Here is a 26,059-nt window from a genome sequence, read left to right on the forward strand (position 1 = left end):
TGGCCGGGAGATTTCTGCCGCGGCCACCCGGCGTTCCACTTTTCTAGCCAGCTTGCGGCCAGCGTTCACGGTCATACGGAAGGAGCCATCCGGCGATATCCCCGCCGATGCTCCTTACTTCGGGCTCAGGCGTGTCAGGCCTGAGTGGGAGGGCGTACACCCCTGCCCACTTCTCCGCCTTGGGAAGGTCTGCCAGGTACTCAGCAACGTGGCTGCCCAGTCCCTGGGTGTCACTAGGCCTGCACACGGAACCGACATAACAGACGGCGTCGCGCTCGTCGACCGCCACATACACCGCACACGAGGCGAGCGGCATGGCCTCAGGGCTGGGCATCAGCCGCTCCGGCATCGGGCACAGCAGGTAGGGCCCGCACAGATCCGCGAGCGCCGTGTAGGTGCCCTTCTTCATCAGGCGGCCTCGTCCTCGTCGTCCTCATCCTCGTCGTCCTCCACCTCGGCCACGAGGGACGACGAGGAGGTGCTTTGCGCCTCAACCGCCTTCTCCCACCAGTCCTGGGCTTCTGCAGCAAGGTTCTGCAGCTTGTCCATGAGGAGCCGGGCGTGGGACTTCCCTTCCCGCTCAATCAGCGGCACGCCGTCGTCGTCCACCAGACCGGCCAGGTTGCGCATCTCCGCCTCCAGGCCGCGAAGGGCATCCTTGGTGGCCAGCACGCCGCGCTTGTAGTGCTCGTGCACTGCCTTGTCGGGGCTCAGGGGCGGCGGAGTCTGTCCGCCCTTCGGCGCGAGTTTGGTGCGCAGGAAGTCGTTGTCAATGGGGAGGTCGTTGCCCTCGCCATCCTTGCGCGGCTGGCCCTGGTCATCGACCTGGCGGGGCGGGAGCCCGGACCGGTCGTCTTCGATCACCTGACGCAGGTGGCGAAGTCCCTGCTCCGTGTCAGCCAGCGCCTCCATGACAGCCCCGGCTCGACGGCGGTCACCGCCGGCCCCCACGTCGTGGCGCGGCCCGCTAATGGCGTTGTGCTTAGCGAGGACGTAGGCAGCGCGCACCCACAGTTCGATACCGGCAGGCCGTTCGTCCTTTACTTCCTCGATCTCCTTGAGAGCTGCCTGATAGAGCTGCTCGGGGGAGCGCTTGGTCGGGCGCCACGGCGTCTTCTGCAGGTCGGCGGGAAGGGCCTCCGTAAGCACCTTGCGGAAGCGGTCAAGCTCGCCGTCAGACGAAGCACCCCTCTTTTCCCTGACGATGAGCTCAACGGCCAGGGGCAGCTTGGTCTTGGTGGTGACTCGGGTGCGCTTGCGGCCAGTCGGTTCGTTGGTGAGGACCAGGGCGATCGGCTGACGGACGGCGTTGTGGATCTGCTTGTCATCGGTGGTGAACAGGTGAACCGCACGGGCCGCGCGGTCGTCTCCGAACGCTACGATCTTGCGTGCCTCAGCCTCCTTGGGGGTGAGGCGACCTCCCAGCCAGTCTGCCTCCGCATCACTGGAAATGACCCCTGCGGCGCGGGCAGAGAGCAGGCACTCTTCGGCGAGGGCGGTGTGTTTGGCGGCGTCGGTCCAGGGCTCCTTGGTGTTGAGGTGGTCCTGGGCCACACGGGCCTTAATGGCCTGCGACAGGTCCACCGCTCCGGCTACGTCCGGCACCACGCCGATGATGAGCTCGAAGTCCGTGACGGCGCAGCGGATCGCGCCCTTCTCCGTCGCGGAGATGTCCTCGGCAGGCTTGCTGACGTAGCTGTTGATCTTGTCGATGTGGGCCTGCATTGAACTGGCGTTACGAGGAAGGGAGAAGAGAACCTCATCAGCAGTCGCGCCCACGTTGTACAGGCCGTGGCTGGTCCGACTGGAGCCCTCGCGGACGAAGATGTGCGTGGTCGGTGTCTCATCCGTGTCGTCGTAGAACACGGTCGTAGCCACGCCGATCGGCGGGTCCATGATGCCCTGTTCAGCAATGTCCGGCTGCGGACTGTTGCGGTTGCGGGTCGTCTCGATCGCCCAGTCAACCTGTTCGATAAGCGCGTCGCGGCTCTCGACGCGGATAGCCAGCTCGCCCTCACCCTCCTGCACGGCCGGCACCAGGGTGGCCGGCGGCGCGCCCTTGGCCTGGGCGAGCGCGAACTGAACATGGTCCAGGTTGCGCGGGTTGAGCGGATCGGGCACGAGCCGCGACGTGTAAACCGAGCCCGAAATCACGAGCAGGTACGCGCCCGGGATCCGACGGCGCTGGGGGTTATCCACCTGAGGCAGCACCGCAGCCGGATCGGTCCAGATCGTCGAGATAGCGCCGGCCACGCGATCCGCCATCCCCCGCTTCTTCAGAGCGGCGCGAAGATCCTTGTGCAGGGTGGGGTCGGGAATGGGAGGAACGCGACGGAGAGGCTTGGAGAGCTCGGTCCGTTCGCCGTTGACGGTCGGCTCGCCGCTGGTTGAGGGGTTGGGTGCCATGAGAGGGCCTCCTTGCCGGCTCCCTGCACCGCGAGAGTCGTTCTCCCGCGGTGTCACTTCACGCGGGAGCCAGGCACGCCGAACACCAGCCCTCGCACCCACGCCCGCGGATCCGGCCCGCATCGGTGGGAGCGGCACGAAACGCATCCAGACTGCGCTAGTCCGGCCTCGACACTCGCGTACGAGCGGTGGGGGTGGGCCTCGCTGCACTCCACAGAAGTCGGCGCTTCACAGGAGGGCGCAGTCACGCGTGTCTCGCGTCACTGCGCAGCAGTCTCAGCCCTCATGAAGATGCCGTGCAAGTCAAATGCCGATATCCATAAAAGACTTGACGTAACATCAGGTTTAGCGCTATAAGCCTGCGGACTGTCCTCAGGGCGTGGGTACGGCTCATGTGGATCGATGTGCGCGCGGCAAAGCCACCCGGATTTTGGTCGGACCTACCGGGGCGGCGGCCCCTACCCTTCACCCAAACTGCCCGATCCTGGCCGAACGCACGTCGTTACTTCGGCAATGCCCTGCCGACGCCAGCTCCGGCCGTGAGACACGGTGACGCCGGGTGTGCTGCACCGTGGACCATTCGTGGACTGGTAACCCGAGCCCGAACGGATGCAGGGGTGTGAGCTGCACATACGTGAGGTACGTCAGCGGCCTCCGGAGCCGTGTGCGCAGGTTCGAATCCTGCCGGGGGCACCCTGTATGAGGTGCCCAAAGACCCCGTCACCAGCGGAAACGCTGGAGCCGGGGTCTTCGCGTTTGTGCAGCCACATGCAACGCTGAGCGGCTTCATGACGAGGTCCGTGGGCTCTCGCGGGCGGGGCCTTCGGGCGTTTTCGCTGATCAGGCCTGGAGTTTCCGAGGCTTGCGTCAGCCGGCGTGCGGCCACTCCTCGGGAGGCGGGGGTGGCTCCGGGGCGCCCTGCCGCTCCGCTCGCCGCGCGTTCTCCTCCCGTAGGGACGTCAGCCACCGCCAGAGATCCGGCAGCGGCTGCGCCGGGCAGGCGAGACGGTGCTCGATGCGGCATCGCTGGAACTGATCCGGCGGACTGACCCCGTAGACCGTCACCCGCCCGTCGGACAGCTCGATCCACCGGTGCTCCGCCGGGACCGTGTGAGCCGGCGGGCGCGTGTCCGGCTCCAGCGGCACCCAGTCCTGTTCGAGTGTCGCCACCCGTTCCTGCGGCAACCCGCAATGCGGGCAGTGGGACTGCCCACCACCCAGCCGTCGCGACTTCTCCTCCGGGACCCCCATACAGTGAGGGTCGCCAGTCCGGCGGTCCAGGCGTAGAGCGCGAACCGGACGTAACTCCCGGGACGACCGTCCGCCGGCGGGACGGAACGCGACGCGGCAGGTGCGGACGGCAACCGACGACCGACGGCACACGGCCGGGACACGGCGAAGCCCTCCGGCCCGAGCGGGCTGGAGGGCTGGGGGGCTGGAGGGCTGAGGACCTGGGCGCGTGATCACTCGTACGCGTGCAACGACTTCTCGCCGCCCGCGGCCTCGGCGCGATGCGTGTCCGCCGCCGGGTCCGCGTGCGGGCCGCTCCTCGCACGCCACGGCACCGCCCCGGCCAGGCCCGGTCCACCGGGCAAGACCGGCCCGCGCCCGTCCTGGGCCGCGCCCGTCAGGGTGGTCACTGATACTGGGGAAATGGGTAGAATTGGGCGATACGCCCCGATGGGCCGACGGAACGGCCGGGTGCCGCCGGAGGCCGGGCCGCCTGAAGCCGGACCGGAGGCTCCTCGCCCTTCGGCCCCCCGGCGCGTGCTGGCGTCGTTGAAGCCGCGCAGTGTCGCCGGGCAGGTCTTCCTGCTGCAGTTGGTGGTCGTCCTGCTGCTCATCGCCACGGCCGTGGTGGTGCTCGTGGTCCAGGACCGCAACCGTGCGATCCAGGAGGCCGGCGACCGGTCGCTGGTGGCGGCCGAGTCGTTCGCGAACGCCCCGGGCACCGCCAAGGCCATGGAGAGCGACGACCCGACGGCGGCGCTCCAGCCGCACGCCGAGGCGGTGCGCAGGAGAACCGGTGTCGACTACGTCGTGGCGCTGAGCCCCTACGGCTTCCGGTGGACCCACCCGGACCCGGACCAGATCGGGAAGCACGTCTCCACCTCCTACGACGAGGCGCTCGGGGGCGAGCCCCACCAGACCACGTTCGACAGCAGCCTGGGCAAGGCGGTCGACTCGACGGTGGCCGTCTTCGACGAGAAGGGGACCGCGGTCGGCCTCGTCACCGTGGGCGTCACGGTGGGCAAGGTGACCAGTGTGGTGCGGCACCAGCTGCCGGTGATCTTCGTCGCCGGCGGTGTCGCGCTGCTGCTGGCCGCGGGTGGGTCGGCACTGGTCAGCGGACGTCTGCGGCGCCAGACCCGGGGCCTGGGGCCGGTGGAGATGACCCGCATGTACGAGCACCACGACGCGGTGCTGCACGCGGTCCGTGAGGGCGTGATCATCCTGGACGGTGCCGGAAGGCTGCTGCTGGTCAACGACGAGGCGCGCCGGCTGCTCGCGCTGCCGCCGGAGGCCGAGGGCAGGCCGGTCACGGGCCTCGGGCTGAACCCGGCCCTGGCCGGACTGCTGGGATCGGGCCGGGCGGCCACGGACAAGGTCTTCCTGGCCGGGGACATCCTGCTCGCGGTCAACGTACGGCCGGTGGACCCGAGGGGCGGCAGCGTGGCCACCCTGCGGGACACCACGGAGCTGCGCGCTCTCGCGGGCCGGGCGGACGTGGCGGGCGGGCGCCTGCGACTGCTCTACGAGGCCAGCACGCGGATCGGCACCACCCTGGACATCGAGCGCACCGCCGAGGAGCTGACCGAGGTGGCGGTGCCGCGCTTCGCCGACTTCGCCACCGTCGAGCTGATGGAGCCCGTGCTGCACGGTGGGGAACCGACGGGGGCGAGTACGCAGATGCGCCGTGTCGCCGCCGCGGGCATCCGGGGGGAGACGCCCCTCCATCCCGTCGGGACGCTGATACGCCACGTGCCCGGCAACCCGGTGGCCGTCGGCATGGCCACCGGCCGGCCGGTCCTGGTGGCGCGTCTCGCCACGGCCGACGGATGGCGTGCCCAGGATCCGGAGCGGGCCCGGAAGGTCATCGAGTACGGCATCCACTCCATGATCTCGGTGCCGCTCCGGGCCCGGGGCCAGTTGCTGGGGGTCGTGGAGTTCTGGCGTTCGCAGCAGGACCTCTTCGAGTCGGACGACCTGTCCCCCGCCGAGGAACTCGCCGCCCGGGCGGCCGTGTGCATCGACAACGCGCGCCGCTACACCCGCGAGCACACCACGGCCGTCACCCTCCAGCGCAGCCTGCTGCCCGGCGTGCTCCCCGAGCTGTCCGCCCTGGAGGTCGGACACCGGTACCTCCCCGCGCAGGCGGGGGTGGGCGGGGACTGGTACGACGTCATCCCGCTGCCGGGGGCCCGGGTGGCCCTGGTGGTCGGCGACGTCGTCGGACACGGTCTGCACGCCGCCGCGACGATGGGCCGCCTGAGGACCGCGGTGCACAACTTCGCCGCCCTGGACCTGCCCCCGGACGAGCTTCTCGCGCACCTGGACGACCTGATCACCCGGATCGACCAGGACGCGGCGGCGGAGGGCAACACCGAGGCCGTCACCGGTGCCACCTGCCTGTACGCGGTCTACGATCCGGTCTCCGGGGGCTGTGTTGTCGCCCGGGCCGGTCATCCCGGTCCGGCGCTGGTCTCGTCCGACGGCTCCGTGACCTTCCCCGACGTCCCCGTCGCCCCGCCTCTCGGCGTGGGAGGGGGCCTGCCGGTCGAGACGGCCGAACTCCGGCTGGCCGCCGACAGCCGGCTGGTCCTCTACACCGACGGCCTGGTCGAGGCCCGCGGCCGTGACATCGACGTCGGACTCGGCATGCTGAGGGAGGCGCTCGCCGGCACGGACGGCGCCACTCCGGACGACACCTGCCGGACGGTGCTCGACGCGATGCTGCGCGCCGGGTCGAGTGACGACGTCGCCCTGCTCGTCGCCCGCACCCGGCTGCTCGACCGGGAACAGGTCAGGGAGTGGGAGGTGCCCGACGACCCCGCGGCCGTCCCCCGGATCCGCGCCGAGGCCACCCGCAGGCTGGAATCCTGGGGGCTCGGCGAGAGCGTCTTCACGACCGAGCTGATCCTCAGCGAACTGGTGACGAACGCCATCCGGTACGGCGGGACCCCCATCAGTCTGCGGCTGCTGCGCGACCGCGACAGCCTGATCTGCGAGGTCGGCGACGGCACCAGCACCTCCCCGCACCTGCGCCGCGCGACCTTCACCGACGAGGGGGGCCGTGGTCTGTTCCTGGTCGCGCAGCTGTCCCGCCGCTGGGGGACCCGGTACACCGATCGAGGAAAGATCATCTGGGCCGAGCAGGCGCTCGACGCCGGAGCCGGCGGGGACCTGAGCGGTCTCCTGACGGCGGACCTCCTGTGACGCGGGCCTCCTGTGACGCGGGCCTGCGGAGCGGCACGGAGACCGGACCGCCGTCCGCCCCTGAGCCCGGGGCCCGGGGGCCCGGGGCCCGGGGCGTGCGCACGCCCCGGAGCGTTCAGGAGCCGTCGTCGACCGTGAAGTACCGGATCTTGGCCGGGTCCTGGCCGAAGGCGGCCCCGAGATAGACGGCCGACAGTTTGGTGAGCGTCCCGTCGTCGATCAGCTGCCTGATGATCCGGTCCAGCTCGTCCTTGTCGGGCGACCCCTTCGGATACAGGGCGCCGTACCCCTGGTCGGTCCTGTACTGGCCCACGAGGCGCACCCTGCCCTCCTGTTTCCGGGGGTACGCCAGCAGGATCGTCGTGTCGTGGACGACCGCGTCGATCCGCCCCTCCTCCAGCGCCGTGACCATCTCCGGGTCGTTGGCGAAGGCGGTGACGGGCTTGGTCGGATCGAGGCGGTTCTCGACGAACTCCTCGCCCGTGGTGCCCTCGGCCACCCCGATGCGGACGTCACGGATGTTGCCCCCGTCGATCCGCTCACCGTCCCTGATCAGCACTCCCAGGGTGGAGGAGAGGTAGGGCGGGGAGAACTCGGCGACCTCGCTCCTCTCCGGGGTGATCGTGATCTGTGCCAGGGCCAGGTCGAAGTCCGAGGTCCGGCCGGACACGACGTCCGGGAAGGGGGCGTTCTGCACCTTCACCCGGTCGAGTCCGGACCGGTAGGCGATGTTGGCGGCCATGCAGTACTCGTAGCCGCTCTTGACGGAGTCCGGCGTGTCGCCGTTCCACCAGCCGGGCGCGGGCAGGGTCGTCCTGACCGTGAGGGCGCCCGGCGTCTCGGGCGACAGGTGGAACTCCCCGTGATGTCCCGACACCTGGCAGCCGCCGTACCGGACGTCCGACGACTGCGCCCCGCCCTGGTCGCAAGCCGATGTCGCGAAGATGAGTGCCACGCTGACAGCCGGAGAGACGATCGCTGCCGCGGCGCGCATCATTGCACCTCCGGTGGGGGCGTACTCCTTGAGCCACCATAAAACACCCCGAACCATACGACTGCCGGAGCCACGGGGGAGGCGTCCCGGACCCCTGCCGGCTCCCCCGTCGGGTCACGGTCCGCGCCCGCCCTACGCGCCGCGGGAGAGATCATCCCCTGCGCTCCGGGGCTCCCGGGCTCCCGGGCTCCCGGGATTCTGCGCGCCCGTGCTTCAGCGCTTCCGTGCCGGTGCCGACGTGCTCTCGCGGACGAGGAGGTCCACGGGGGTGACCGTCAGGGGCGGCGGGGGTGCCGTCGGGGTGTCGATGCGGGCGAGGAGGACGTGGAGGGCGCGGGTGCCGATGTCCGTGAAGTCCGTGCGGACGGTGGTCAGCGGGGGGAGGAAGTGGGCCGCCTCCGGGATGTCGTCGTAGCCGACCACGCTGACGTCGTCGGGGACGCGGCGGCCCCCCTCGTGCAGGGCGCGCAGGACGCCCAGGGCCATCTGGTCGTTGGACACGAAGACCGCCGTGATCTCGGGGTCCCGCGCCAGTTCGCGGCCCAGGTCGTAGCCGGAGTCGGCGCTCCAGTCGCCGAGGAGGGGGGCGGGGACCGGGGCGCCCGCGGTCCTCAGGGTGGCCAGCCAGCTCTCCGCCCTGCGGTCCGCCGACGCCCAGCCCCTCGGGCCGGCCACGTGCCAGACCGTGGCGTGGCCGAGGGACAGGAGGTGTTCGGTGGCCTTGCGGGCCCCGGCGCGGGCGTCCGAGGTGACCACCGGGGTGCCGTCGCCGAGGTCGTTGTCCAGGACCACCAGCGGGGTGTCCAGGCGGGCCTCCGCCAGCGCCTTCGCCACGCGCAGCTGCGGGGCGATCGCGATCACGCCGTCCGCGCCCTCTGCCGACAGACGGTCGGCCGCCCGTACGACCGTGTCGCGGTCGACGGTGTTCAGGGCGATCGAGCTGACCAGGTAACCGGCCTCCTGCGCGGCCGCGTTGATCGCGGTCAGGGTGGAGGCGGGGCCGTAGCGGGCCGCGTCGAACGAGATCACCCCGAGCATCCGGGTCCGGCCGCTAGCCAGCGAGCGGGCACTGCGGCTGGGGCGGTAGCCGAGCGTACGCATCGCCGCGAGGACCGCCTCGCGGGTCTGCGGGCGTACGGCCGGGTGGTCGTTCAGCACCCGCGAGACCGTCTGCTTGGAGACGCCGGCCAGTTGCGCCACGTCGGCCATCACGGGGCGCGCGCCCGCGAAGTTGCGGCGGCTGCGGCCGCCTCCCTTGGTCGCCGGGCCGTCGTCGGCGGCGCTTGGGGTCATCCTGGGTGCCCTCTTCTGCTTGCTGTCCCTCGCCGGGTCCCGCTCCCGCCGGTCCACAGGATAGGCCGGTCGGTGCCGGGGGCCGTGGTCAGGTGGCGGGAGCGGGCCGGTGGTGCGGGCGGTGGTGCGGGCGGAGGGTCAGTGGCCCGCCGGGCCGAGGTCCGGCGCGTCCGTGAGGTGGGCGCGGGTGGCGGTGGTGGCCTGGAGCTCCAGGAGGACCAGGTCGTTGGTGCCGGGGCGCAGGACGGGCGCCGGGACGTACAGCGTGCGCTGGGGGCCGCGGTTCCAGTAGCGGCCCAGGTGGAAGCCGTTGATCCAGGCCTGGCCCTTGGTCCAGCCGGGCAGGGAGAGGAACGTGTCCGCGGGGGTCGCGACCTCGAAGGTGCCGTGGTGGAAGGCCGGTTCCGCGGACAGGGGGGCGGGGGCCGGGGCGTAGGGCAGCGGCGGCGGTACGTCCAGGGGCAGGGGGTGGCAGTCCCAGCCGTGCAGGGGTGTGCCGTCGAAGGTGACCGGCCCCAGCAGGCCCTTGGGGGTGCCGATGCGGGGACCGTAGTTGACCCGCCCCATGTTCTCGACCAGGACGTGGAGTTCGGCGCCGGCTCGTGGCACCCGGACCGGCAGGGTCTCCTCCTGGCGCTCGCGTTCGAGTACGCCGACGGGGGCGCCGTCCACGAAGAGCTGGGCGCGGTCGCCCACTCCGCCGGTGAAGTGGAGGAGGCCGAGTCCCTCCGTGGGGAGCGTGGTGCGGTACAGCGCGTGACCGGCGCGCAGGCCGAGGGCGTCGGCGGAGAGGGGGTCCGCGGGCGCGGGGACGGCCTTCGCGGGGACCGACGCGAGGAGGGGCCTGCGGTGGGTCAACTCCACTGTGGTCGGCGGCAGTTTGCGCGCCGGAGCGGGGGCCGGCTCGTCCGGGACGGGTGCGTGGCGGGCGATGACCTCGCGGAAGGCGTGGTACTTCGGGCCGGGGTCGCCGTGCTCGGTGAGGGGGGCGTCGTAGTCGTAGGAGGTGACGGTGGGGGCGTAGGTGTGGTGGTGGTTGGCGCCGTTGGTGAAGCCGAAGTTGGTGCCGCCGTGGAACATGTAGATGTTGACCGAGGCGCCCGCGGAGAGCAGGCGGTCCAGGTCGGCGGCGGCGTCGGCCGCGTCCCGGCCGTGGTGCGGGCCGCCCCAGTGGTCGAACCAGCCGATCCAGAACTCCGAGCACATCAGCGGGCCTTCGGGCTGGTGCTCGCGCAGGCGCTCCAGGGAGCGGTCGATCCGGCTGCCGAAGGTGCCGGTCGCGAGGACGCCGGGGAGGCTGCCCTTGGCGAGGTGTTCGGGGTCGGCCTGGTCGCAGGTGAAGAGGAGTTCCTCCACGCCACGGGTGCGCAGGGCGGCTTCCAGGTGCTTGAGGTAGTCCGTGTCGTCGCCGTAGGCGCCGTACTCGTTCTCCACCTGTACGGCGATGACCGGGCCGCCGGACGCGGCCATGTGCGGGAGGAGCGGGGGGAGGAGGAGGTCGAGGTAGCGGTCGACGGCGTCCGTGAAGCGGGGGTCGCTGCTGCGCGGGCGGATGTCGGGGTCGGCGGTGAGCCAGTGGGGCAGGCCGCCGCCGTCCCACTCGGCGCAGATGTACGGGCCGGGGCGGAGCAGGACGTTCAGGCCCTCGTCGGCGGCGAGGCGCAAAAAGCGGGGCAGGTCGAGCAGGCCGTCGAGGACGAGGGTGCCGGGCTCGGGCTGGTGGAGGTTCCAGGGGATGTACGTCTCCACCGTGTTCAGCCCCATCAGACGGGCCTTGCGGAGGCGGTCGGACCAGTGGTCCGGGTGGATCCGGAAGTAGTGGAGGGCGCCGGAGATGATCCTCAGGGGGGCGCCGTCGAGCAGGAAGCCGTCGGGGGTGGTGGTCAGGGCGGGCATGTGCGGTCCCTTCGAGGGCTGGAGGGGGACTGAGAGGGCTGGTGGTCGGGGGCTGGGGGCCGGGGTGGAGTGCGGGCGGAGGTGGAGGGGCGGCGGACGGTTGCGGGTGCCGCGCGGGTGTCCGGGGCGTCAGCGGCCGAGGGCGTCGGTGGCCGGGAAGGGGCGGTGTCCGGGGCCGGTGTCGGCCGTGCGGGTCGCCCGGACCAGCCGGAGGGCGGCTGCCGGGCAGGCCGCGGAGACCACGGTCGTGAGGAGGTGGGAGGCGGCGAGGAGGTGGGAGACGGCGAGGATCGGCCTGTCGCCGATCCGGCCGTGGCGCCGGCCGAGGAGGAGGACGCCTGCCACGTCGCCGACGAGGTGGGCGCTGAGCGCCGGTCCGGCGGTGGAGGGCGACGGCCCGAAGTTCCCGCGGAGGGCCGGGACGGCGGGGCCGTGAAGCACCCGGAGCGCATCGACCGGGACGCCCCGGGCGCAGGAGGCGGCGGTGGCGGGCCGGTCGAGGACGGGGGCGGGCACGTGACGGGCTCGTGGCGAGTGACGCACCGTGGGCTGACAGGTCACTCGGACTCCTGGGCGGTGGCTGGGCGCGGTGCGGCTCCGACGGGGAAATATGTTACCGGTAACAAAGGCGTCCGGGTCAAGATGTTCGCGGAGCGAGCGTGCGGCGAGAGGCGGCCGGCCGCCGCCCACCGTGCGAGACCTGCCGCACCCGTGAACGTTCCCGCTGGTCAGCGCCCACGCCTCACGATCACTCGTCGCGGTGAAGGGGGGTGGATCCGGCGAACCTGACGGGCGGCGCGGCTGTTGCTCCGATGTCGTCCGCGGAACGACAGATCGAGCCGATGCGCCACGACTCCCTCCGCACACTCCTCCGCCACGGCAAGGCGTGTGCCCAGCCGTTCGTCAAGGGGATCAAGCGCGCCGGCCGGTGCCACCACGTCACGAAGCGAGTCCCGGCATGATCGAGCAGCAGCGTCAGCAAGAGTCGGGGGCTCGCCCCGAAGCGCGGTGGAGGCGGAACGGGATCGTCGCCCTCTTCTGCGGGCTCGGCACGTCACTCGCCTTCTTCGCCTTCTTTCCCGGCCTGCCGCACGTCATCGACGCGGGTGCGGTCGTCGTCTCCCTCGCGGTGGGGGTGTCGACCCGGTGGGGCTTTCGGACGTGGTGGGGGCGTCGATCGGGAAGGGGCGGCGGGTGAGCAGCGCCGAGTGGGCCGCAGGCATCGCGGCCGGCGGCCGGGAAGTGGAGCGACGATGGCACGCCGACCGGGCGGAAGCCGGAGGGGACCGCCCGAGACCGGGCGGCGCGCACGGCGTGGGTGCGAGGCCTGCGGCTGCGGGCCGATCGCCCACGGTGCGGGGCTTCATCTGAGACCGGGCGGCGCGGACGGCGTGGGTGCGAGGCCTGCGGCTGCGGGCCGATCGCCCACGGTGCGGGGCTTCATCTGAGACCGGGCGGCGCGGACGGCGCGGGCACGGGGACACGGGGCGCGCAGGGCGGGACGGGGCCGGCGCAGGGCGGGACGGGGCCGGCGCAGGGCGGGACGGGGCCGGCGCGGGGCGTGTGGAAGAGGCCGCCCGAGGGGGTCCGGTTCGGGCCGGACCCTCACGCCGGCCGTTTGCGTGTCGTCGTCTTCTTGGTCGTCGGCTTCTTCGCCGTGCCGCTCGCCGCAGCCGTCCTCTTGGCCGTCGGTACCGGCTTCTCCGGCGGCTGGGTGGACTTCGTGGTCTTCCTCGGAGAGGCCGCCGCCTTCTTCGCCGCCGACGTGGACTTCTTGCCGCCGGTCCGTTTCGGGGCCGCGCGGGCCGCCCCTCGTCCGGTCCCGGCCTCCTCCCGCCCCGCCGGCTCGCCGCGTGCCTCCCGTACGGCGCGGACGCTGTTCTCCAGGGCCGTCACCAGGTCCAGGACCCTGCCCGCGGGGGCGGTGCCGGGCGCCTCGGGGGGTGCCTCGCCCGCCACCTTCGCGGCGACGACCTCCTCGACGGCCGCGCGGTACTCGTCGCGCAGGTCCGCCAGGTCGACCTCGCCGAGGGCGTCCATCAGGGCGTCCGCGAGGTCGAGCTCCCTGCCGCGGACCGTGACGTCGGCGGCGGGGGCCATGCCGTCCGGGGTGAGGACCTCGTCGGGCCACAGCAGGGCGTGCATGGCGATCGCGTCGCCGACCACCCGGAGCATGCCGAGGCGTTCACGGCCGCGCAGCGCGTACTTGGTGACGGCGACCTTGTTGCTGCGCTTGAGCGCCTCCCGCAGCAACGTGTACGGCTGGGCCGCGAGGACGCCGCCCGCCTGGAGGTAGTACGCGGCGTCCATCTGGAGCGGATCGATCCGGTCGGCCGGGACGAAGGCCACGATCTCGATCGTCCTGGCCGTGGGGAGCGGCAGGTGGGACAGGTCGTCCTCGGTGATCGGGATGATCGTCCCGTCGGCCGCCTCGTAGCCCTTGCCGATCTCCGCCTGGCTCACCTCGCGGTCCTCCAGCTCGCAGACCTTGCGGTGGCGGATGCGCCCGCCGTCCTCGACGTGGACCTGGCGGAACGGGATCGAGTGGCTCTCGGTGGCGTTCACCAGTTTGACCGGGATGCTGACGAGGCCGAACGAGAGGGCACCGTTCCATAGGGATCGCACGTGCAGCACCCTCCCGGTCTCGCCGGCCAAAGCCACCTATGAGACATATGGGAACCCGTGCGGGCCATCCTCGCAATTTCTGCCGTGCGGCGCCCGTCGCGGACCCGCCGTGGGCCCGTCACCGAGGGGGGAGGGCGACGGCACCCGTCTCCCGCGCACCTGTTCGCGAGCCCCGCGCGCGGGACGCGGCTCAGCCGCCGGAGGCCCACGTCCCTCGGTCGCGCGCCATCGCGTACAGCGCCTCCACGTCCGCGGGTTTCAGTACGCCGCCCAGCCGCGCCAGCCCCGCCAGTTCCGTGTCCCGCAGCACCCGCACCTCGCGCGGCGCGCCGTCCACGCGTACGTCGGCCGGGCCGACCAGGGCCAGTACCGGGCGGACCTCCGCGGTCAGCGCGTGGGAGGCGCGGTCGGCGTCGGCGCGGACCCGGCGCAGCAGGGGCCGGGGTTCGTGGCGGCCGACGGCGACGAGCGGGCCGGATACGCGGACCCGCTGCCTGCGGGCGTGCACGGTGTGCACGGCGAACAGTCCGGCGGGGCCGATCGCCAGGTGGTGGACGCGGTCGCCGCCGGGCAGCGGGACGGAGTGCAGGGTGTGCCAGCCGGCGCCGTCCAGCCGGTCCAGCAGTCCGCCGACCGTCTGCTCGGCCTCCAGGGCGCGGCGGCGCGGGTCGGGGCGCAGCAGACGGGTGGGGCCGGGGTCGCGCTCGAGGTCGATCAGGAGGGCCTCGCCGGGGCGGTTGGGGGCGAGGTCGTCGTCGGGGTGGAGGGTGAGGCGGGCCAGTTCGGCGGGGGTGGGGACGGGGGGTGGGCCCACCGTGACGGAGCCGGTCAGGAAGGGGCCGAGCGCCTCCAGGACGTCCGCCCGGCGGTCGTCGCTGAGGAGGCTGACCCGGCCGGCCTCCCTGTCGTACCAGGCGATGTTCCTGCCGTCCCGCAGACAGACGTACAGCCGCTCCCGGCCGTGGCGCCAGGCCGGTACGACGCGCAGTCCGTTCATGCACCATCACCCCATGACCATGGGAACAGGCGGGTGCCGCGGCGGCAAGAAGGCGATTACCTTGGGGAGGAGTTGGGCATGCCCCAGGGACGCGGTTGGGGAGGCGCCGTTGCGGACCCGCAGGAAGCAACCCGACGTACCGGCTCCGGACAGCCCGTGGAACGAGATCGTGCCCGGCCTGTGGATGGGCGGACACGAGTTCCGCGGTCGGAGCGGACAGCGGGAGTTCGCCGTGGTACGGGGCGAGTTCGATCTCGTCCAGACCTTGTTGCGGCTGCCCGGACACGGGCCCGACCGGGGCGTCGCGCACCATGTCTGGCCCATCCCGGACGGGCCCCTGGACGGCACCCAGCTCGCCGGGGTGATGCGGCTGGCGCAGGCGGCCGGTGAGGCGTTGGACGAGGGCCGTTCGGTGCTGGTCCGCTGCTGGCACGGGTACAACCGCTCGGGTCTGGTCGTCGCCCACGCGCTGGTGGGCCGGGGCCACTCGCCCGACGAGGCGATCGGGCTGATACGGTCGCGGCGCTCTCCCTGGGCCCTGCACAACGAGCTGTTCGTGGAGTACCTGCGGGCGGGCCTGCCGACGGCCCGGTTACTGGAGGAGCTGGCCGAGTAATCGTTTCTCCCGGCGGTACGCGACCGACCTCCCCGAGGGTCCGCGACCGCCTCCCCGGCTGCCCCGCGGCGGTTCCCCGGTCGTCCCGCGGCGGTTCATCCGGCCGCCCACGGACGGCCGGCCCACGGACGGCCGGCCCGAGCTCGCCGGTCGTCCGACGGTCGGGTCCGAAGGCCGGGGCCGACCGTCGTCCACCGGCCGGACCCGTCGGCCGGACCCGTCGGTCGTCCGCCACTCGTCGGCCGGTCGTCCCGGGCGGGCCGTCGATCGGCGCCCGATCGGTACGCAAAAAGGACTTCCTTACGAATGGCGTGCATAAGGTGTACGGGGCCGCCCGTCACCCCTGATCACAGGAGCCCCGTGCCGCACCCGCGCCCCGCCCGCACCGCCCTCGCGCTGGCGGCCGTCGCCCTGCTCGCGTCGGCGACCGCGGCCTGCGGCGACGCCGGCGGGCTGCGGAGCGCGGGGGCGACGCCGACGGCGGTCAGCCCGGAGAAGCTGTGGCCGGACCTGCCGGCGGCGTCGAGTCCGGCGTTCGACATCGACGAGGTGAACACCGCGGTCGTGAAGGGGGTCGCCGTCCCCGCCGACGACGTCCGCCGGGTGGACCCGGTGGACGTCGTACGCCGGGAGATCGCCGCGCATCCGGGCGACTACGAGGGCTCCGGGGCGCCGTACCACGAGACGGCCGACCGGCTCGCCGACTGCGCCGGGAGCGGTGCCGGGCGGAGTCCCTGCCCGGTGCTGCGGCCGTACTACCGCGATCTGACCGGTGACGGGCGGGACGAGTTGACGCTGGGCTTCCGGCGGCTGCCCGGCGATCTGACGGCTGTGCGCGTGTACACGGTCGACGGGCACCGGCTGGTGCAGGTCATGGGGTGGGAGGACGCCGTGAGCGCGGTGGAGCTGGCCGGGCGGTCGGTGATCATCCGCTCGCCCTCCGAGGTCGCCGGGTACGAGTACCGCCTGCAGTGGACGTGGGACCAGGACCAGCGGGCGATGCTGCTCACGCACGACGAGATGGTGCGGACCGGGGTGCGGGGCGGCGGGCGGACCCGGCCGCCCCGGCCGACGGCCGGCTCGGGGGTCTCCCCCTCGGCCTCGGCGAGCGGCCGATGAGGCCCGCGCTCCCCCGGTGGTCGGGCACGCTCGCCGTGAAGGCCGCCGTGTTCATCACGGTGATGTGCTGTGCGCTCGCCGCGCTGCTCGGCGTCCTCGTGCACGTCTCGGTGACCCGCCAGACCGTCGGCGAGGCCCGCGGTCTCGCGCTGTCCCGGCTGGAGGACGCCACCACGGCGTTCGAGGCGGGGGACACGCTCGGCTTCGGCGCGGGCGTCGACCCGCCGGGGCTGCCCGCGGCGTTGCGGGACCTGGCGGTGGCGGGAGAGCGCGGCACGATGGTCGCCGAGCACCGCGGGCGGCCGACGATGTGGGCCGCCGGGCCCGCCGACGGCGGGCGGGGCGGGACCGCGGGGCGGGGCAGGGCCCTCGCGGTCGCCGTCGACTACGCGCAGAGCGCCCGCACCATCGAGGCGCTGGACAGCGCGATCCTGGGGTCGTCGGCGCTCGCGATCGGGGCGACGCTGCTGGTGGGCGCGTTCGCGGTGACCCGGGTGACGCGGCGGCTGCACGCCACCGCGCGGGTCGCCCGGCGGATCAGCGCCGGTGACCTGGACGCGCGCGTGGACGATCCCCGCACCAAGGACGCGACCCGCCCGCAGGACGAGGTGGCCGCCGTCGCCGTCGCGCTGGACTCGATGGCGGCCTCGCTCCAGGGCAAACTGCTGAGCGAGCAGCGTTTCACCGCCGACGTGGCGCACGAGCTGCGCACCCCGCTGACCGGGCTGCACGCGGCGGCCGAACTGCTGCCGCCGGGACGGCCGACGGAGCTGGTGCGCGACCGGGTGGCGGCGCTGCGCACGCTCACCGAGGACCTGCTGGAGATCTCCCGCCTGGACACCGGCCGTGAGCGGCTGGAGCCGGACACCGAGGACCTGGGGGCGGTGGCGCGCCGGGTGGTACGGGCGGCGGCCTCCTCCGGCGCCCCGCCGGGCGGCCCCGCGGGTCCCCGCCCGGTCACGGGCACCGACACGGGCACGGGCACCGGCACCGGCACCGGCACCGGCACCGGCACCGGCACCGGCACCGAGGTCAGGGTCGTCCGGGACGCCCGGGTCGAGACCGACCGGCGCCGCCTGGAGCGGGTGCTGGGGAACCTCGTCGCCAACGCGCACCTGCACGGGCGGGCGCCGGTGGTGCTGACGGTGGACGGGCCGGTGGTGACCGTGCGGGACCACGGGGACGGCTATCCGGAGTACCTGACGGCGCACGGGCCGCAGCGGTTCCGCACCGAGGGGGGCGCCAGGGGGCACGGCCTCGGCCTCACGATCGCGGCCGGCCAGGCGGAGGTGCTGGGCGCCCGGCTGACCTTCGGCAACGCGCCGGACGGTGGCGCGGTGGCCACGCTGACGCTGCCTCACGCACCGCCCCCGGAGACGGTCGCCCGCGGCGGGACCACGCCCCCCGGCGGCCGCGGCCTCCCCGATGGCGCAGCGTGACGGGCGACCGGCGGCGACCGGTCCCAGGATGACGGCACGTCGGTTCCGTCCCCCGCCGGAGGCGCCCCGCGCCCCCGCGCCCGCCCGCACCCGGTCCGGCCCGACGCCACGCCGCCGCTGACACCGATCGTCCACCACGGCTCACAAGGGGCCACATTTGGGTAAGTTCCGGACATGACGCAAGCCGGAGCCGAAGCCATCGCCCCGACGGCGGACGCGCCGGCCCCGGTGGTGCGCCCGCCCGGACGCCGCGGCGTCGAGCTCTGCCTCATCGTCCTGGCCGTCCTGCTGTCGGTGTACGGCTACTGCGCCGTCGGCCTCGCCAGGAACGGCACCGTCCCGCCCGGCGCCGCCGGCTACGGCGCCGGGCTCGGGGTGCTCGCGCTGCTGGCCCACCTGACGGTCCGGCTGCGCGCGCCGTACGCCGATCCGCTGCTGCTGCCCATCGGGGTGCTGCTCAACGGGATCGGGCTGGTGCTGATCCACCGGCTGGACCTGGAGACGCCCGGCGACCGGGCGGCGCCCGCCCAGCTCGTCTGGTCGACGCTGGGCGTGGCCCTGTTCGTCCTCGTCGTCGCCGCCCTGCGCGACCACCGGGTGCTCCAGCGGTACGCGTACGTGTGCGTGGTCGCCGCGCTGGCCCTGCTGACGCTGCCGATCCTCTTCCCGGCGGTCAACGGCGCCCGGATCTGGATCAGGATCGCCGGATTCTCCATCCAGCCCGGCGAGTTCGCGAAGGTCCTGCTCGCGGTGTTCTTCGCGGCGTACCTCGCGGCCAACCGCACCGCGCTCGCGCACGCGGGCCGCCGGATCGGGTTCGCGCAGCTGCCGACCGGCCGGGTCCTCGGGCCGGTCGTCGCGGTCTGGCTGCTGAGCGTCGGCGTGCTGGTCCTGGAGCGCGACCTCGGCACCTCGCTGCTCTTCTTCGGCCTCTTCGTGGTGATGCTCTACGTGGCCACCGGCCGTGCCGGATGGACCGCGGTCGGGCTGCTGCCGGCCTCGCTGGGCGCGGTCGCCGTCGGCCTGCTGGAGCCGCACGTCCACAGCCGGGTCGAGGACTGGCTGCACCCGTTCGCGTCGATCGAGGCGGGCGAGGGCCCCGGCCAGCTGGCGCAGTCGCTGTTCTCCTTCGCCGCCGGCGACACCTTCGGCACCGGTCTGGGGCGCGGCCACTCCGTCCTGATCGGCTTCGCCGTCAAGTCGGACTTCATCCTGGCCACGGCCGGCGAGGAACTGGGCCTGGCGGGGCTGTCCGCGCTGTTCCTGCTGTACGGGCTGCTGGTGGAGCGCGGCTACCGGGCCGGGCCGGCCCTGCGCGACCCCTTCGGCCGGCTGCTGGCGGTCGGGCTCGCCTCGATCTGGGCGCTCCAGGTGTTCCTGATCGCGGGCGGGGTGACCGGACTGATCCCGCTGACCGGGATGGCGATGCCGTTCCTCGCGCAGGGCGGCTCCTCGGTCGTCACCAACTGGGCGATCGTGGCGCTGCTGATCCGCATCAGTGATGCGGCACGACGCCAGGACGACGGGAAGGCCGCGCCGTGAACGGACCCCGGCGGGCGGACGCGGAGACGGGCGGGCCGGCGGACACGGAGACGGGCGGGGAAACGGCCGGGAGGAGCGCCGCGCGCCGCGCGGGGTCCCCGCGGCGGGCGGCCCCGCCCCGGGGGAACGGCCGTGCGCCGGAGCCGCCGCCCGCGGTCCGGGGTGGCCCCGTGATGACCCGTCACGTCCGCCACGCCGCGTTCTTCTGCGCCCTCCTCCTGGTGGCCCTGCTGGTCAACGCCGCCCGCCTCCAGGTCGTCCGGTCCGACACCTACGACGGCAACCCGGCCAACCGGCGCGCCGCCATCGCCCGCTACGGCCAGCCCCGCGGGAACATCCTGGTGGGGGGCGTGCCGGTCACCGGCTCCCGGGACACCCGGGAGCAGCTGCGCTACGAACGGACCTACCTGGACGGCCCGTTGTACGCACCGGTGACCGGCTTCGCCTCGCAGACGTACGGGACGACGTTCCTGGAGCACTCCCACGACGACGTCCTCTCCGGCACCGCCCCCGGGCTGGCGCCGTTGCCGCTGTGGAACGACGTCACCCGCTCCCTGCCCGCCGGCGGGAACGTGGTGACGACCCTGAACCCGCGGGCCCAGCGGGCCGCGTACGAGGGGCTGACCGGGCGCAAGGGCGCGGTGGCGGCGGTGGAGCCGTCGACGGGACGGATCCTGGCGCTGGTGTCGGCGCCGTCGTACGACCCCGCCGTGCTGTCCGGGAACGGGCCCGCGGTGGAGCGGGCGTGGGAGCGGCTGAACTCCGACCCGGACCGGCCCATGCTGAACCGGGCGGTGCGGCAGACGTACCCGCCGGGGTCGACGTTCAAGGTGGTCACCGCGGCGGCGGCGCTGGACGCGGGCGTGATCAGGGATCTGGACGCGCCGACCGACTCGCCGGCGCCGTACCGGCTGCCCGGCACGAGGACGCTGCTGGCGAACGGGGGCGAGGGCTGCGAGGACGCGCCGTTGCGGGAGGCGTTCAGGTGGTCGTGCAACACGGTGTTCGCGAAGCTCGGCGTGGACGTGGGGCTCGCCGGCATGGCGGGGACGGCTCAGGCCTTCGGATTCAACGCGGCGGACGTGCGCATCCCGTTCGGTGTCGCGCGGAGCACCTTCGACATCTCGGTGGACCGGGCCCAGCTGGCCCTGTCCTCGATCGGGCAGTACAACACGCGGGCCACGCCGCTGCAGATGGCGATGGTCTCGGCGGCCGTGGCCGACGGGGGGTGGGTGCGGACGCCGTACCTGGTGGAGCGGACGACGCGCGGCGGCGGGGCGACCGTCGCCTCGGCCGGTGTGCGTCCGGCGCGGCAGGTGCTGCGGCCGTCGACCGCGCGGCGGCTGCGGGAGCTGATGGCGGACGTGGTGCGCGAGGGGACCGGGAGGAACGCCGCGATCGCGGGCGCGACCGTCGGCGGCAAGACCGGCACCGCCCAGCACGGCATCGGCAACGCCGGGACGCCGTACGCCTGGTTCGTCTCCTGGGCGCAGGGCGACCGGGACATGGAGCCGAAGGTGGCGGTCGCGGTGGTGGTGGAGGACTCGGCGGCGAGGCGGCGGGACATCACCGGGGGCGGGCTCGCGGCGCCGATCGCGCGGTCGGTCATGGAGGCGGTGCTCGGCCCCTGAGGCGGGACTTCCCGCACCGGGCTTCCCGCACCGGGCCGCCCCGGCGGGGCGCCGCCGCGGGCGGCCGCGCGGGCGGTCCGGGAGGAAACCGTTGCCGCGAAGGGGATTGACGAGCTTGCTGACAGGCAGTCTCATAAGAGGTACTGGGCAAGTGAACCGCCGGTAACCCCTCGCACGACCGCGTCCCGCACCCCGCTCGACCCGGCCCGCTTGCCGTACGACCCGTACCCGCCCCCGTACGACGAGGTGGATCAGCCATGACGACCCTGACGGAAGCCGACGCGCTGGACGGCCTGCGCGACGCGCTCGGACTGCTCAAGGACCGGGAGCAGGTGGCCGAGCGGCTGCTCGCCTCTTCCGCCAAGCACTCCTTCGACCCCGACCGGGAACTCGACTGGGACGCGCCCTTCGAGGAGGGCAAGTGGTTCTGGCCGCCGGAGCTGGTGTCGCTGTACGACACCCCGCTGTGGAAGAAGATGGGCGAGGAGCAGCGGATCCTGCTGTCCCGGCACGAGTCCGCCGCGCTCGCCTCGCTCGGCATCTGGTTCGAGATCATCCTGATGCAGCTGCTGTGCCGGCACATCTACGACAAGGCGGCGACGAGCGCGCACGTGCGGTACGCGCTCACCGAGATCGAGGACGAGTGCCGGCACTCGAAGATGTTCGCCCGGCTGATCGCGCAGGGCGGCACCCCCTGGTACCCGGTGAGCCGCGCCCACCAGCAGCTCGGCCGCCTGTTCAAGACGATCTCCACCACGCCCGGCTCCTTCACGGCCACGCTGCTCGGCGAGGAGATCCTCGACTGGATGCAGCGGCTGACCTTCCCCGACGAGCGGGTCCAGACCCTGATCCGGGGGGTCACCCGCATCCACGTGGTGGAGGAGGCCCGGCACGTGCGGTACGCCCGTGAGGAGCTGCGCCGGCAGATGGTGACCGCGCCGAGGTGGTCGCAGGAGTTCACGCGGGTGACCTCCGGCGAGTTCGCCCGGGTGTTCTCGGTGGCCTTCGTGAACCCCGACGTCTACACCAACGTCGGCCTCGACAAGCGGGAGGCGCTCGCCCAGGTCAAGGCCAGCGGCCACCGCCGCGAGGTCATGCAGACCGGCGCGAAGCGCCTGACGGACTTCCTCGACGACATCGGCGTGCTGCGCGGGGTGGGACGACGGCTGTGGAAGTCCTCCGGGCTGCTGGCGTAGGCACACCGCGGGGGCGGGCGATTACGCTGCACGTCATGAGCCCCGCCGCCCCCGCCTACCGTCGCCTCAGCGTCGAGGAGCGCCGCAGCCAGCTGCTGGAGGCCGCCCTGTCGCTGTTCGCGCACCGCGTCCCCGAGGACGTCTCGCTGGACGACGTGGCCGAGGCCGCCGGGGTCTCCCGGCCCCTGGTGTACCGGTACTTCCCCGGCGGCAAGCAGCAGTTGTACGAGGCCGCGCTGCGGACCGCCGCGGACGAGCTGCGGGACTGCTTCGACGAGCCCCACGAGGGCCCGCCGCTCCCCCGGCTCGCCCGCGCCCTGGACCGCTACCTCACCTTCGTCGGCCGGCACGACGCCGGGTTCAGCGCCCTCCTCCAGGGCGGCAGCGTCGTGGAGACCTCCCGCACGACCGCCATCGTGGACGGTGTGCGGCGGGCCGCGGCCGAGCGCATCTACAGCCACCTGGACGTGTCCGACCCCGGGCGCAGGCTGCGGATGACCGTCCGGATGTGGATCACGGCGGTGGAGGCGGCCTCGCTGATCTGGCTCGACGAGGACAAGCAGCCGCCCGCGGACGAGCTGCGGGACTGGCTGGTCGACCAGTTCGTCGCCGTCCTCGCGGTGACCGCGGAGCGGGACGCCCAGACCGCCGAGCTGCTGCGCGGTGCGCTCGCGGCGGAGACCTGATCGACACTGGTGCGGTGAAGAGCGAAGACACCCCCTTCGAGGGCGGCCCCATGGACGGCCGTGTCCTCCCCGTGCTGCTGGGCCCGACCGGCCACCCGCCGAAGACGTACCGCATCCCGGTGCCGGACGCCGCCGGCGGCCCGCCCACCGTCCTCGTCTACCGGCGCGTCCCGCGCGGCCCCGGCGGGAAGCTCGGCCTGCGGCGGGGCTGGAAGTACGCCTACGACCCGGAGGGCGGGAAGGGGGACACCCGGCCGAAGTGGCCGTGGTCCAAGCCGGACACCGGGCCCGACGCCGCGCGGTGAAGGACCGGGGCCCGACGCCGCGCCGCGAGAGGCCTCGGCCCGATGTCACGCCGGAAGGGCCGGAGCCCGGCGCCGCGCCGCGGGGGGACCGGGACGACGCCGACGGGTGACCCCGTTGCGCCGAACCGCCCACACCCGGCGCGCGGGATCCGCGCGCGCACCCGATGCTCGCCGTGCGGGGCGGAGGGGCCGCCCCGCGGCGGAGGTGATGACGTGTCAAGAAGGCTGCCGGGTCTGCTGGGCGCCCTCTGTACGGCGGCACTGGCCGCGCAGGTGCTGCTGCCGCCCCCCGGGGCCGCCGCGGCCGCACCGCGACCGCCGCGGAGCGGCGAGCGGTCGGCGGCCGAGCTGCTGACGGACCTTCAGAAGCTGTACCGGGACGCGGAACGGGCTACCGAGACCTACAACGCCACCGAGGAGAAGCTCAAGGAGCGCCGGGCCGAGGCCGACCGGCTCGCCGCGGCGCTGGCCAGGACCCGTCTGTCCCTGCGGGAGAGCCGGGAAGCGGCCGGCCGGCTGGCCAGCCGGCAGTACCAGACCAGCACCGACCTCTCCCCCTACGTACGGCTGCTGCTCGCCCGCGACCCGCAGCGCGCCCTCGACCAGGGCCGTGTGATCGGCCGGCTGGCGCGCGAACGCGTGGAGACGGTGGGGCGGCTGGAGGGCGGCGAACGCAGGGCCGACGCCCTCGCCCGCCGGGCCCGCGCCGCCCTCGACGAGCAACTCACCCTCACCGAGCGCCGGAAGAAGGAACGCGACGCGGTGCGCCGCCGGCTGGACGACGTGGAGGAACTCCTCTCCTCCCTCACCGCCGGCCAGCTCGCGGCCCTCGCCCGCCTCGAACGCGACGGCGTCGCCGCGGCCCAGGACGAGATCATGGCCTCCGGCACGCTCGACGACGGCCGCAACCCGTCGGAGGAGGGCGACCGCGCGGTGCGCTACGCCGTGCGCCAGATCGGCAAACCGTACGAGTGGGGCGCGGAGGGTCCGGCGTCCTACGACTGCTCGGGCCTGACCTCCCGGGCCTGGCGGGCCGCCGGCTCCCCCATCCCCCGCACCAGCCAGGAGCAGTGGGCCGAACTCGAGCACGTCCCGCTGGCCGAACTGCGCCCCGGCGACCTGGTCGTCTACTTCCCCGAGGCCACGCACGTCGCGATCTACCTGGGCGGGGGGAGGGTCGTGCAGGCCCCGCGGCCGGGGACGGCGGTGAAGGTGTCCCCGATCGCGGCCAACCCGATCCTCGGAGCCGTACGCCCGGACCCGCTGGAGCCGCCCCGTCCCCGGTACGAGCCGCCCGCGCTCCCGGAGACCGCGACGGAGGGCCCCGACGCGGGCAACGACGTCACGACCGCTCTCCCCGCTCCCGACGCCGGGGCCCCTTCCGGGCGTCAGGAGGCCAGCAGGGCCGCGCAGTAGGTGTCCACGCCCATCAGCGGAAGCGGTGGAGCGGGTGGCCGGACGGCGCGGACGAGCCGCGGCACCTCGCGGGACCAGCGGCGCAGCGGGAGCCAGGCGGCGGCGTAGGCCTGCTCGCGGTCGGTGCCGCGGCGGCCACCGCCTCCGACGTCGTGGCGCAGTCGCGGCGTGCGGCCGCGGAGCTCGACCGCGTTGCGGGTGAAGGTGCGGGCCACGGCGCGCATGTCGTCCCGGGTGAACACCTCGGGCAGGCCGGGGGCGTCGTGGTAGAGGCAGAGGAAGTCGAGGTCGATGAGGGCGTGCGTGACGTCCTCGGGCACGGTGACCGCGCGGTAGGAGGGGCGGACGTCGGAACCGTCGGTCTTCGGCGAACCGGTCGCCCGCCACCCCTGGTGCACCCGGCCGAAGCCGGGCCAGTACGGCCAGACCGCCGCGCCGTCGGTGACGGTGAGGTCGCCGTGCAGGGCGCGGGCCATCGCGGCGGCGCGTTCGCGCCAGCGGGCCTCGCCGGTGACCACGGCGAGCTGGACGGCGGTACGGCCCATCGCGAGGAACTCGTTGGTGGGCAGTTCGGCGCCCGCGAAGGAGACCGGCTCGTCGGGCAGCCAGCGGTAGAAGCCGCGTCCGTCGTCCGTCGTCCCCCACTGCTCGTCGTGCACGCGCAGCGCGCGGTCCACCGCGTCGAGGTAGCCGTCGACGCGCCGCCGCACCGCTGCCGGTACGGCGTCCGGGCGGTCGCGGGCGAGCCGGGCCAGTCCCGCCATCGGGTAGGTGATCATGCCGGTCTGGGCGGCGAGCGAGACCGTGGCCGGCCGCACGGCGAAGGTGCCGGGGCGCAGGCGCCGGGGGCCGGGGACCGGACGGTCGTGCGGGACGAGCCGGGCGGTGACCGCGGTGCGCTGTTCGTACGCGGCGTACACGGCCCGGTCCGCCCGGCGCTCGTCCAGCGGGTCGAGAGCGAACCCCGTCACGTCCACGTCCGCGCGCTGGGGACCGGTCACGGTGAGGCGGAAGTGCCGGTCGCCGTCCGCCGTCACGGTGACCCGGGCGGTCCTGGCGTGCGGCGGGCAGACCGTGACCTCCAGGGCGGGCCGGCCGTCCGTGTCGCACAGGACGGCGGAGGCGGCGGTGAACTTGTGGGCGCTGCTCCACACCGGCAGGCTGCGGCCGCGGAAGTCGTGCGCGCCGCGCACGTCGTCGCGGGCCCGGAGCACCTGGTCGATCAGCTCCGCGAGCCGTTCGGCGTAGGCGGGGCGGCCGGTGCGCTCCGCCATCAGCAGGTGGCCCTGCATCCGCCACGAGGTGCCCCAGCCGATCACGCCGGTCTCGTTGTGGGGCAGCACGTGCGGGCCGTTCACTCCCACGAGATCGCGCTCGATCTCGTGGAAGGAACGTATTCCGGTGCGGCGCAGGCCAGTGAGGCGTTCTCCGAGAGAGGGCATCGCGCGAGTATGCCACCGC

Annotated in this window: 21 protein-coding genes; 11 read left to right on the forward strand and 10 right to left on the reverse strand. The window is 73.6% G+C overall.

All coding sequences use genetic code 11. The annotated features are described in order from the left end of the window. Positions 1–43: 43 nt before the first annotated feature. The 3 genes from ACZ5FU_RS01950 to ACZ5FU_RS01960 all read right to left on the reverse strand — a co-directional run bounded on the left by ACZ5FU_RS01950 (position 44) and on the right by ACZ5FU_RS01960 (position 3,657). The gene (locus ACZ5FU_RS01950; RefSeq protein WP_469044218.1) at positions 44–409 is read right to left on the reverse strand and encodes a hypothetical protein; all 366 of its coding nucleotides are present in this window, start codon (positions 407–409) and stop codon (positions 44–46) included. After that, positions 409–2,406: a hypothetical protein gene (locus tag ACZ5FU_RS01955; protein ID WP_469044219.1), complete on the reverse strand. Its 1,998-nt coding sequence runs from the start codon at positions 2,404–2,406 to the stop codon at positions 409–411. Before ACZ5FU_RS01955 ends, ACZ5FU_RS01950 begins: the two co-directional genes overlap by 1 nt. Before the next feature lie 867 nt (positions 2,407–3,273). Next, complete coding sequence (locus ACZ5FU_RS01960; RefSeq protein ID WP_469044221.1) at positions 3,274–3,657, reverse strand: DUF6083 domain-containing protein; 384 nt, start codon at positions 3,655–3,657, stop codon at positions 3,274–3,276. Positions 3,658–4,086: 429 nt separating this feature from the next. On the opposite strand from ACZ5FU_RS01960, the gene ACZ5FU_RS01965 reads away from it, so the two are divergent. After that, positions 4,087–6,843: a SpoIIE family protein phosphatase gene (locus tag ACZ5FU_RS01965; RefSeq protein WP_469044718.1), complete on the forward strand. Its 2,757-nt coding sequence runs from the start codon at positions 4,087–4,089 to the stop codon at positions 6,841–6,843. A gap of 115 nt (positions 6,844–6,958) precedes the next feature. Here the strand turns inward: ACZ5FU_RS01965 and ACZ5FU_RS01970 are convergent, their stop codons facing one another. From ACZ5FU_RS01970 to ACZ5FU_RS01985, 4 genes are all read right to left on the reverse strand, one after another. After that, on the reverse strand, positions 6,959–7,798 hold the full coding sequence (locus ACZ5FU_RS01970) for an ABC transporter substrate-binding protein (protein WP_469044223.1): 840 nt from the start codon (positions 7,796–7,798) through the stop codon (positions 6,959–6,961). A 252-nt stretch (positions 7,799–8,050) separates the two neighbouring features. Then, a complete protein-coding gene (locus ACZ5FU_RS01975; RefSeq protein WP_469044225.1) occupies positions 8,051–9,130 on the reverse strand; it encodes a LacI family DNA-binding transcriptional regulator in 1,080 nt (359 codons plus the stop codon). Positions 9,131–9,268: 138 nt separating this feature from the next. After that, entirely contained in the window at positions 9,269–11,026 is a 1,758-nt protein-coding gene (locus ACZ5FU_RS01980; RefSeq protein WP_469044226.1) for a beta-galactosidase, read from the reverse strand. Between the two features lie 129 nt (positions 11,027–11,155). Next, positions 11,156–11,542, reverse strand: coding sequence for a hypothetical protein (locus tag ACZ5FU_RS01985; RefSeq protein ID WP_469044228.1), 387 nt, complete (start codon positions 11,540–11,542; stop codon positions 11,156–11,158). A gap of 442 nt (positions 11,543–11,984) precedes the next feature. Here ACZ5FU_RS01985 and ACZ5FU_RS01990 point away from each other — a divergent pair, with 442 nt between their 5' ends. After that, positions 11,985–12,224 (forward strand): hypothetical protein, encoded by a 240-nt coding sequence (locus ACZ5FU_RS01990; RefSeq protein WP_469044229.1) that lies wholly within the window; start codon positions 11,985–11,987, stop codon positions 12,222–12,224. A 407-nt stretch (positions 12,225–12,631) separates the two neighbouring features. Here the strand turns inward: ACZ5FU_RS01990 and ku are convergent, their stop codons facing one another. Beyond that, complete coding sequence (gene ku, locus ACZ5FU_RS01995) at positions 12,632–13,651, reverse strand: non-homologous end joining protein Ku (protein ID WP_469044231.1); 1,020 nt, start codon at positions 13,649–13,651, stop codon at positions 12,632–12,634. 190 nt (positions 13,652–13,841) lie between these two features. Beyond that, a complete protein-coding gene (locus tag ACZ5FU_RS02000; protein WP_468642366.1) occupies positions 13,842–14,648 on the reverse strand; it encodes a nuclease-related domain-containing protein in 807 nt (268 codons plus the stop codon). 109 nt (positions 14,649–14,757) lie between these two features. Here ACZ5FU_RS02000 and ACZ5FU_RS02005 point away from each other — a divergent pair, with 109 nt between their 5' ends. The 9 genes from ACZ5FU_RS02005 to ACZ5FU_RS02045 all read left to right on the forward strand — a co-directional run bounded on the left by ACZ5FU_RS02005 (position 14,758) and on the right by ACZ5FU_RS02045 (position 24,598). Further along, positions 14,758–15,264: a protein-tyrosine phosphatase family protein gene (locus tag ACZ5FU_RS02005; RefSeq protein ID WP_451525548.1), complete on the forward strand. Its 507-nt coding sequence runs from the start codon at positions 14,758–14,760 to the stop codon at positions 15,262–15,264. A 306-nt stretch (positions 15,265–15,570) separates the two neighbouring features. Continuing rightward, entirely contained in the window at positions 15,571–16,383 is an 813-nt protein-coding gene (locus ACZ5FU_RS02010) for a hypothetical protein (protein WP_451525547.1), read from the forward strand. Then, on the forward strand, positions 16,380–17,822 hold the full coding sequence (locus ACZ5FU_RS02015) for an ATP-binding protein (RefSeq protein WP_469044233.1): 1,443 nt from the start codon (positions 16,380–16,382) through the stop codon (positions 17,820–17,822). Before ACZ5FU_RS02010 ends, ACZ5FU_RS02015 begins: the two co-directional genes overlap by 4 nt. A gap of 174 nt (positions 17,823–17,996) precedes the next feature. Then, positions 17,997–19,364 carry an FtsW/RodA/SpoVE family cell cycle protein gene (locus ACZ5FU_RS02020; protein ID WP_469044234.1) on the forward strand — a complete coding sequence of 456 codons (1,368 nt, stop codon included), beginning with the start codon at positions 17,997–17,999 and terminating at the stop codon, positions 19,362–19,364. A 173-nt stretch (positions 19,365–19,537) separates the two neighbouring features. Continuing rightward, a complete protein-coding gene (locus ACZ5FU_RS02025; protein ID WP_468642359.1) occupies positions 19,538–20,995 on the forward strand; it encodes a peptidoglycan D,D-transpeptidase FtsI family protein in 1,458 nt (485 codons plus the stop codon). 257 nt (positions 20,996–21,252) lie between these two features. After that, a complete protein-coding gene (locus tag ACZ5FU_RS02030; RefSeq protein ID WP_451525543.1) occupies positions 21,253–22,191 on the forward strand; it encodes an AurF N-oxygenase family protein in 939 nt (312 codons plus the stop codon). A gap of 35 nt (positions 22,192–22,226) precedes the next feature. Next, entirely contained in the window at positions 22,227–22,877 is a 651-nt protein-coding gene (locus ACZ5FU_RS02035) for a TetR/AcrR family transcriptional regulator (protein ID WP_451525542.1), read from the forward strand. Between the two features lie 14 nt (positions 22,878–22,891). Continuing rightward, positions 22,892–23,182, forward strand: coding sequence for a hypothetical protein (locus ACZ5FU_RS02040; protein ID WP_451775522.1), 291 nt, complete (start codon positions 22,892–22,894; stop codon positions 23,180–23,182). A gap of 213 nt (positions 23,183–23,395) precedes the next feature. Next, positions 23,396–24,598, forward strand: coding sequence for a C40 family peptidase (locus ACZ5FU_RS02045; protein ID WP_469044235.1), 1,203 nt, complete (start codon positions 23,396–23,398; stop codon positions 24,596–24,598). Here ACZ5FU_RS02045 and ACZ5FU_RS02050 read toward each other — a convergent pair. Beyond that, complete coding sequence (locus ACZ5FU_RS02050) at positions 24,571–26,040, reverse strand: hypothetical protein (protein ID WP_469044236.1); 1,470 nt, start codon at positions 26,038–26,040, stop codon at positions 24,571–24,573. The two genes, ACZ5FU_RS02045 and ACZ5FU_RS02050, sit on opposite strands and share 28 nt — an antisense overlap. Positions 26,041–26,059: the final 19 nt, after the last annotated feature.

Source organism: Streptomyces sp. NPDC031554 (assembly GCF_055580685.1).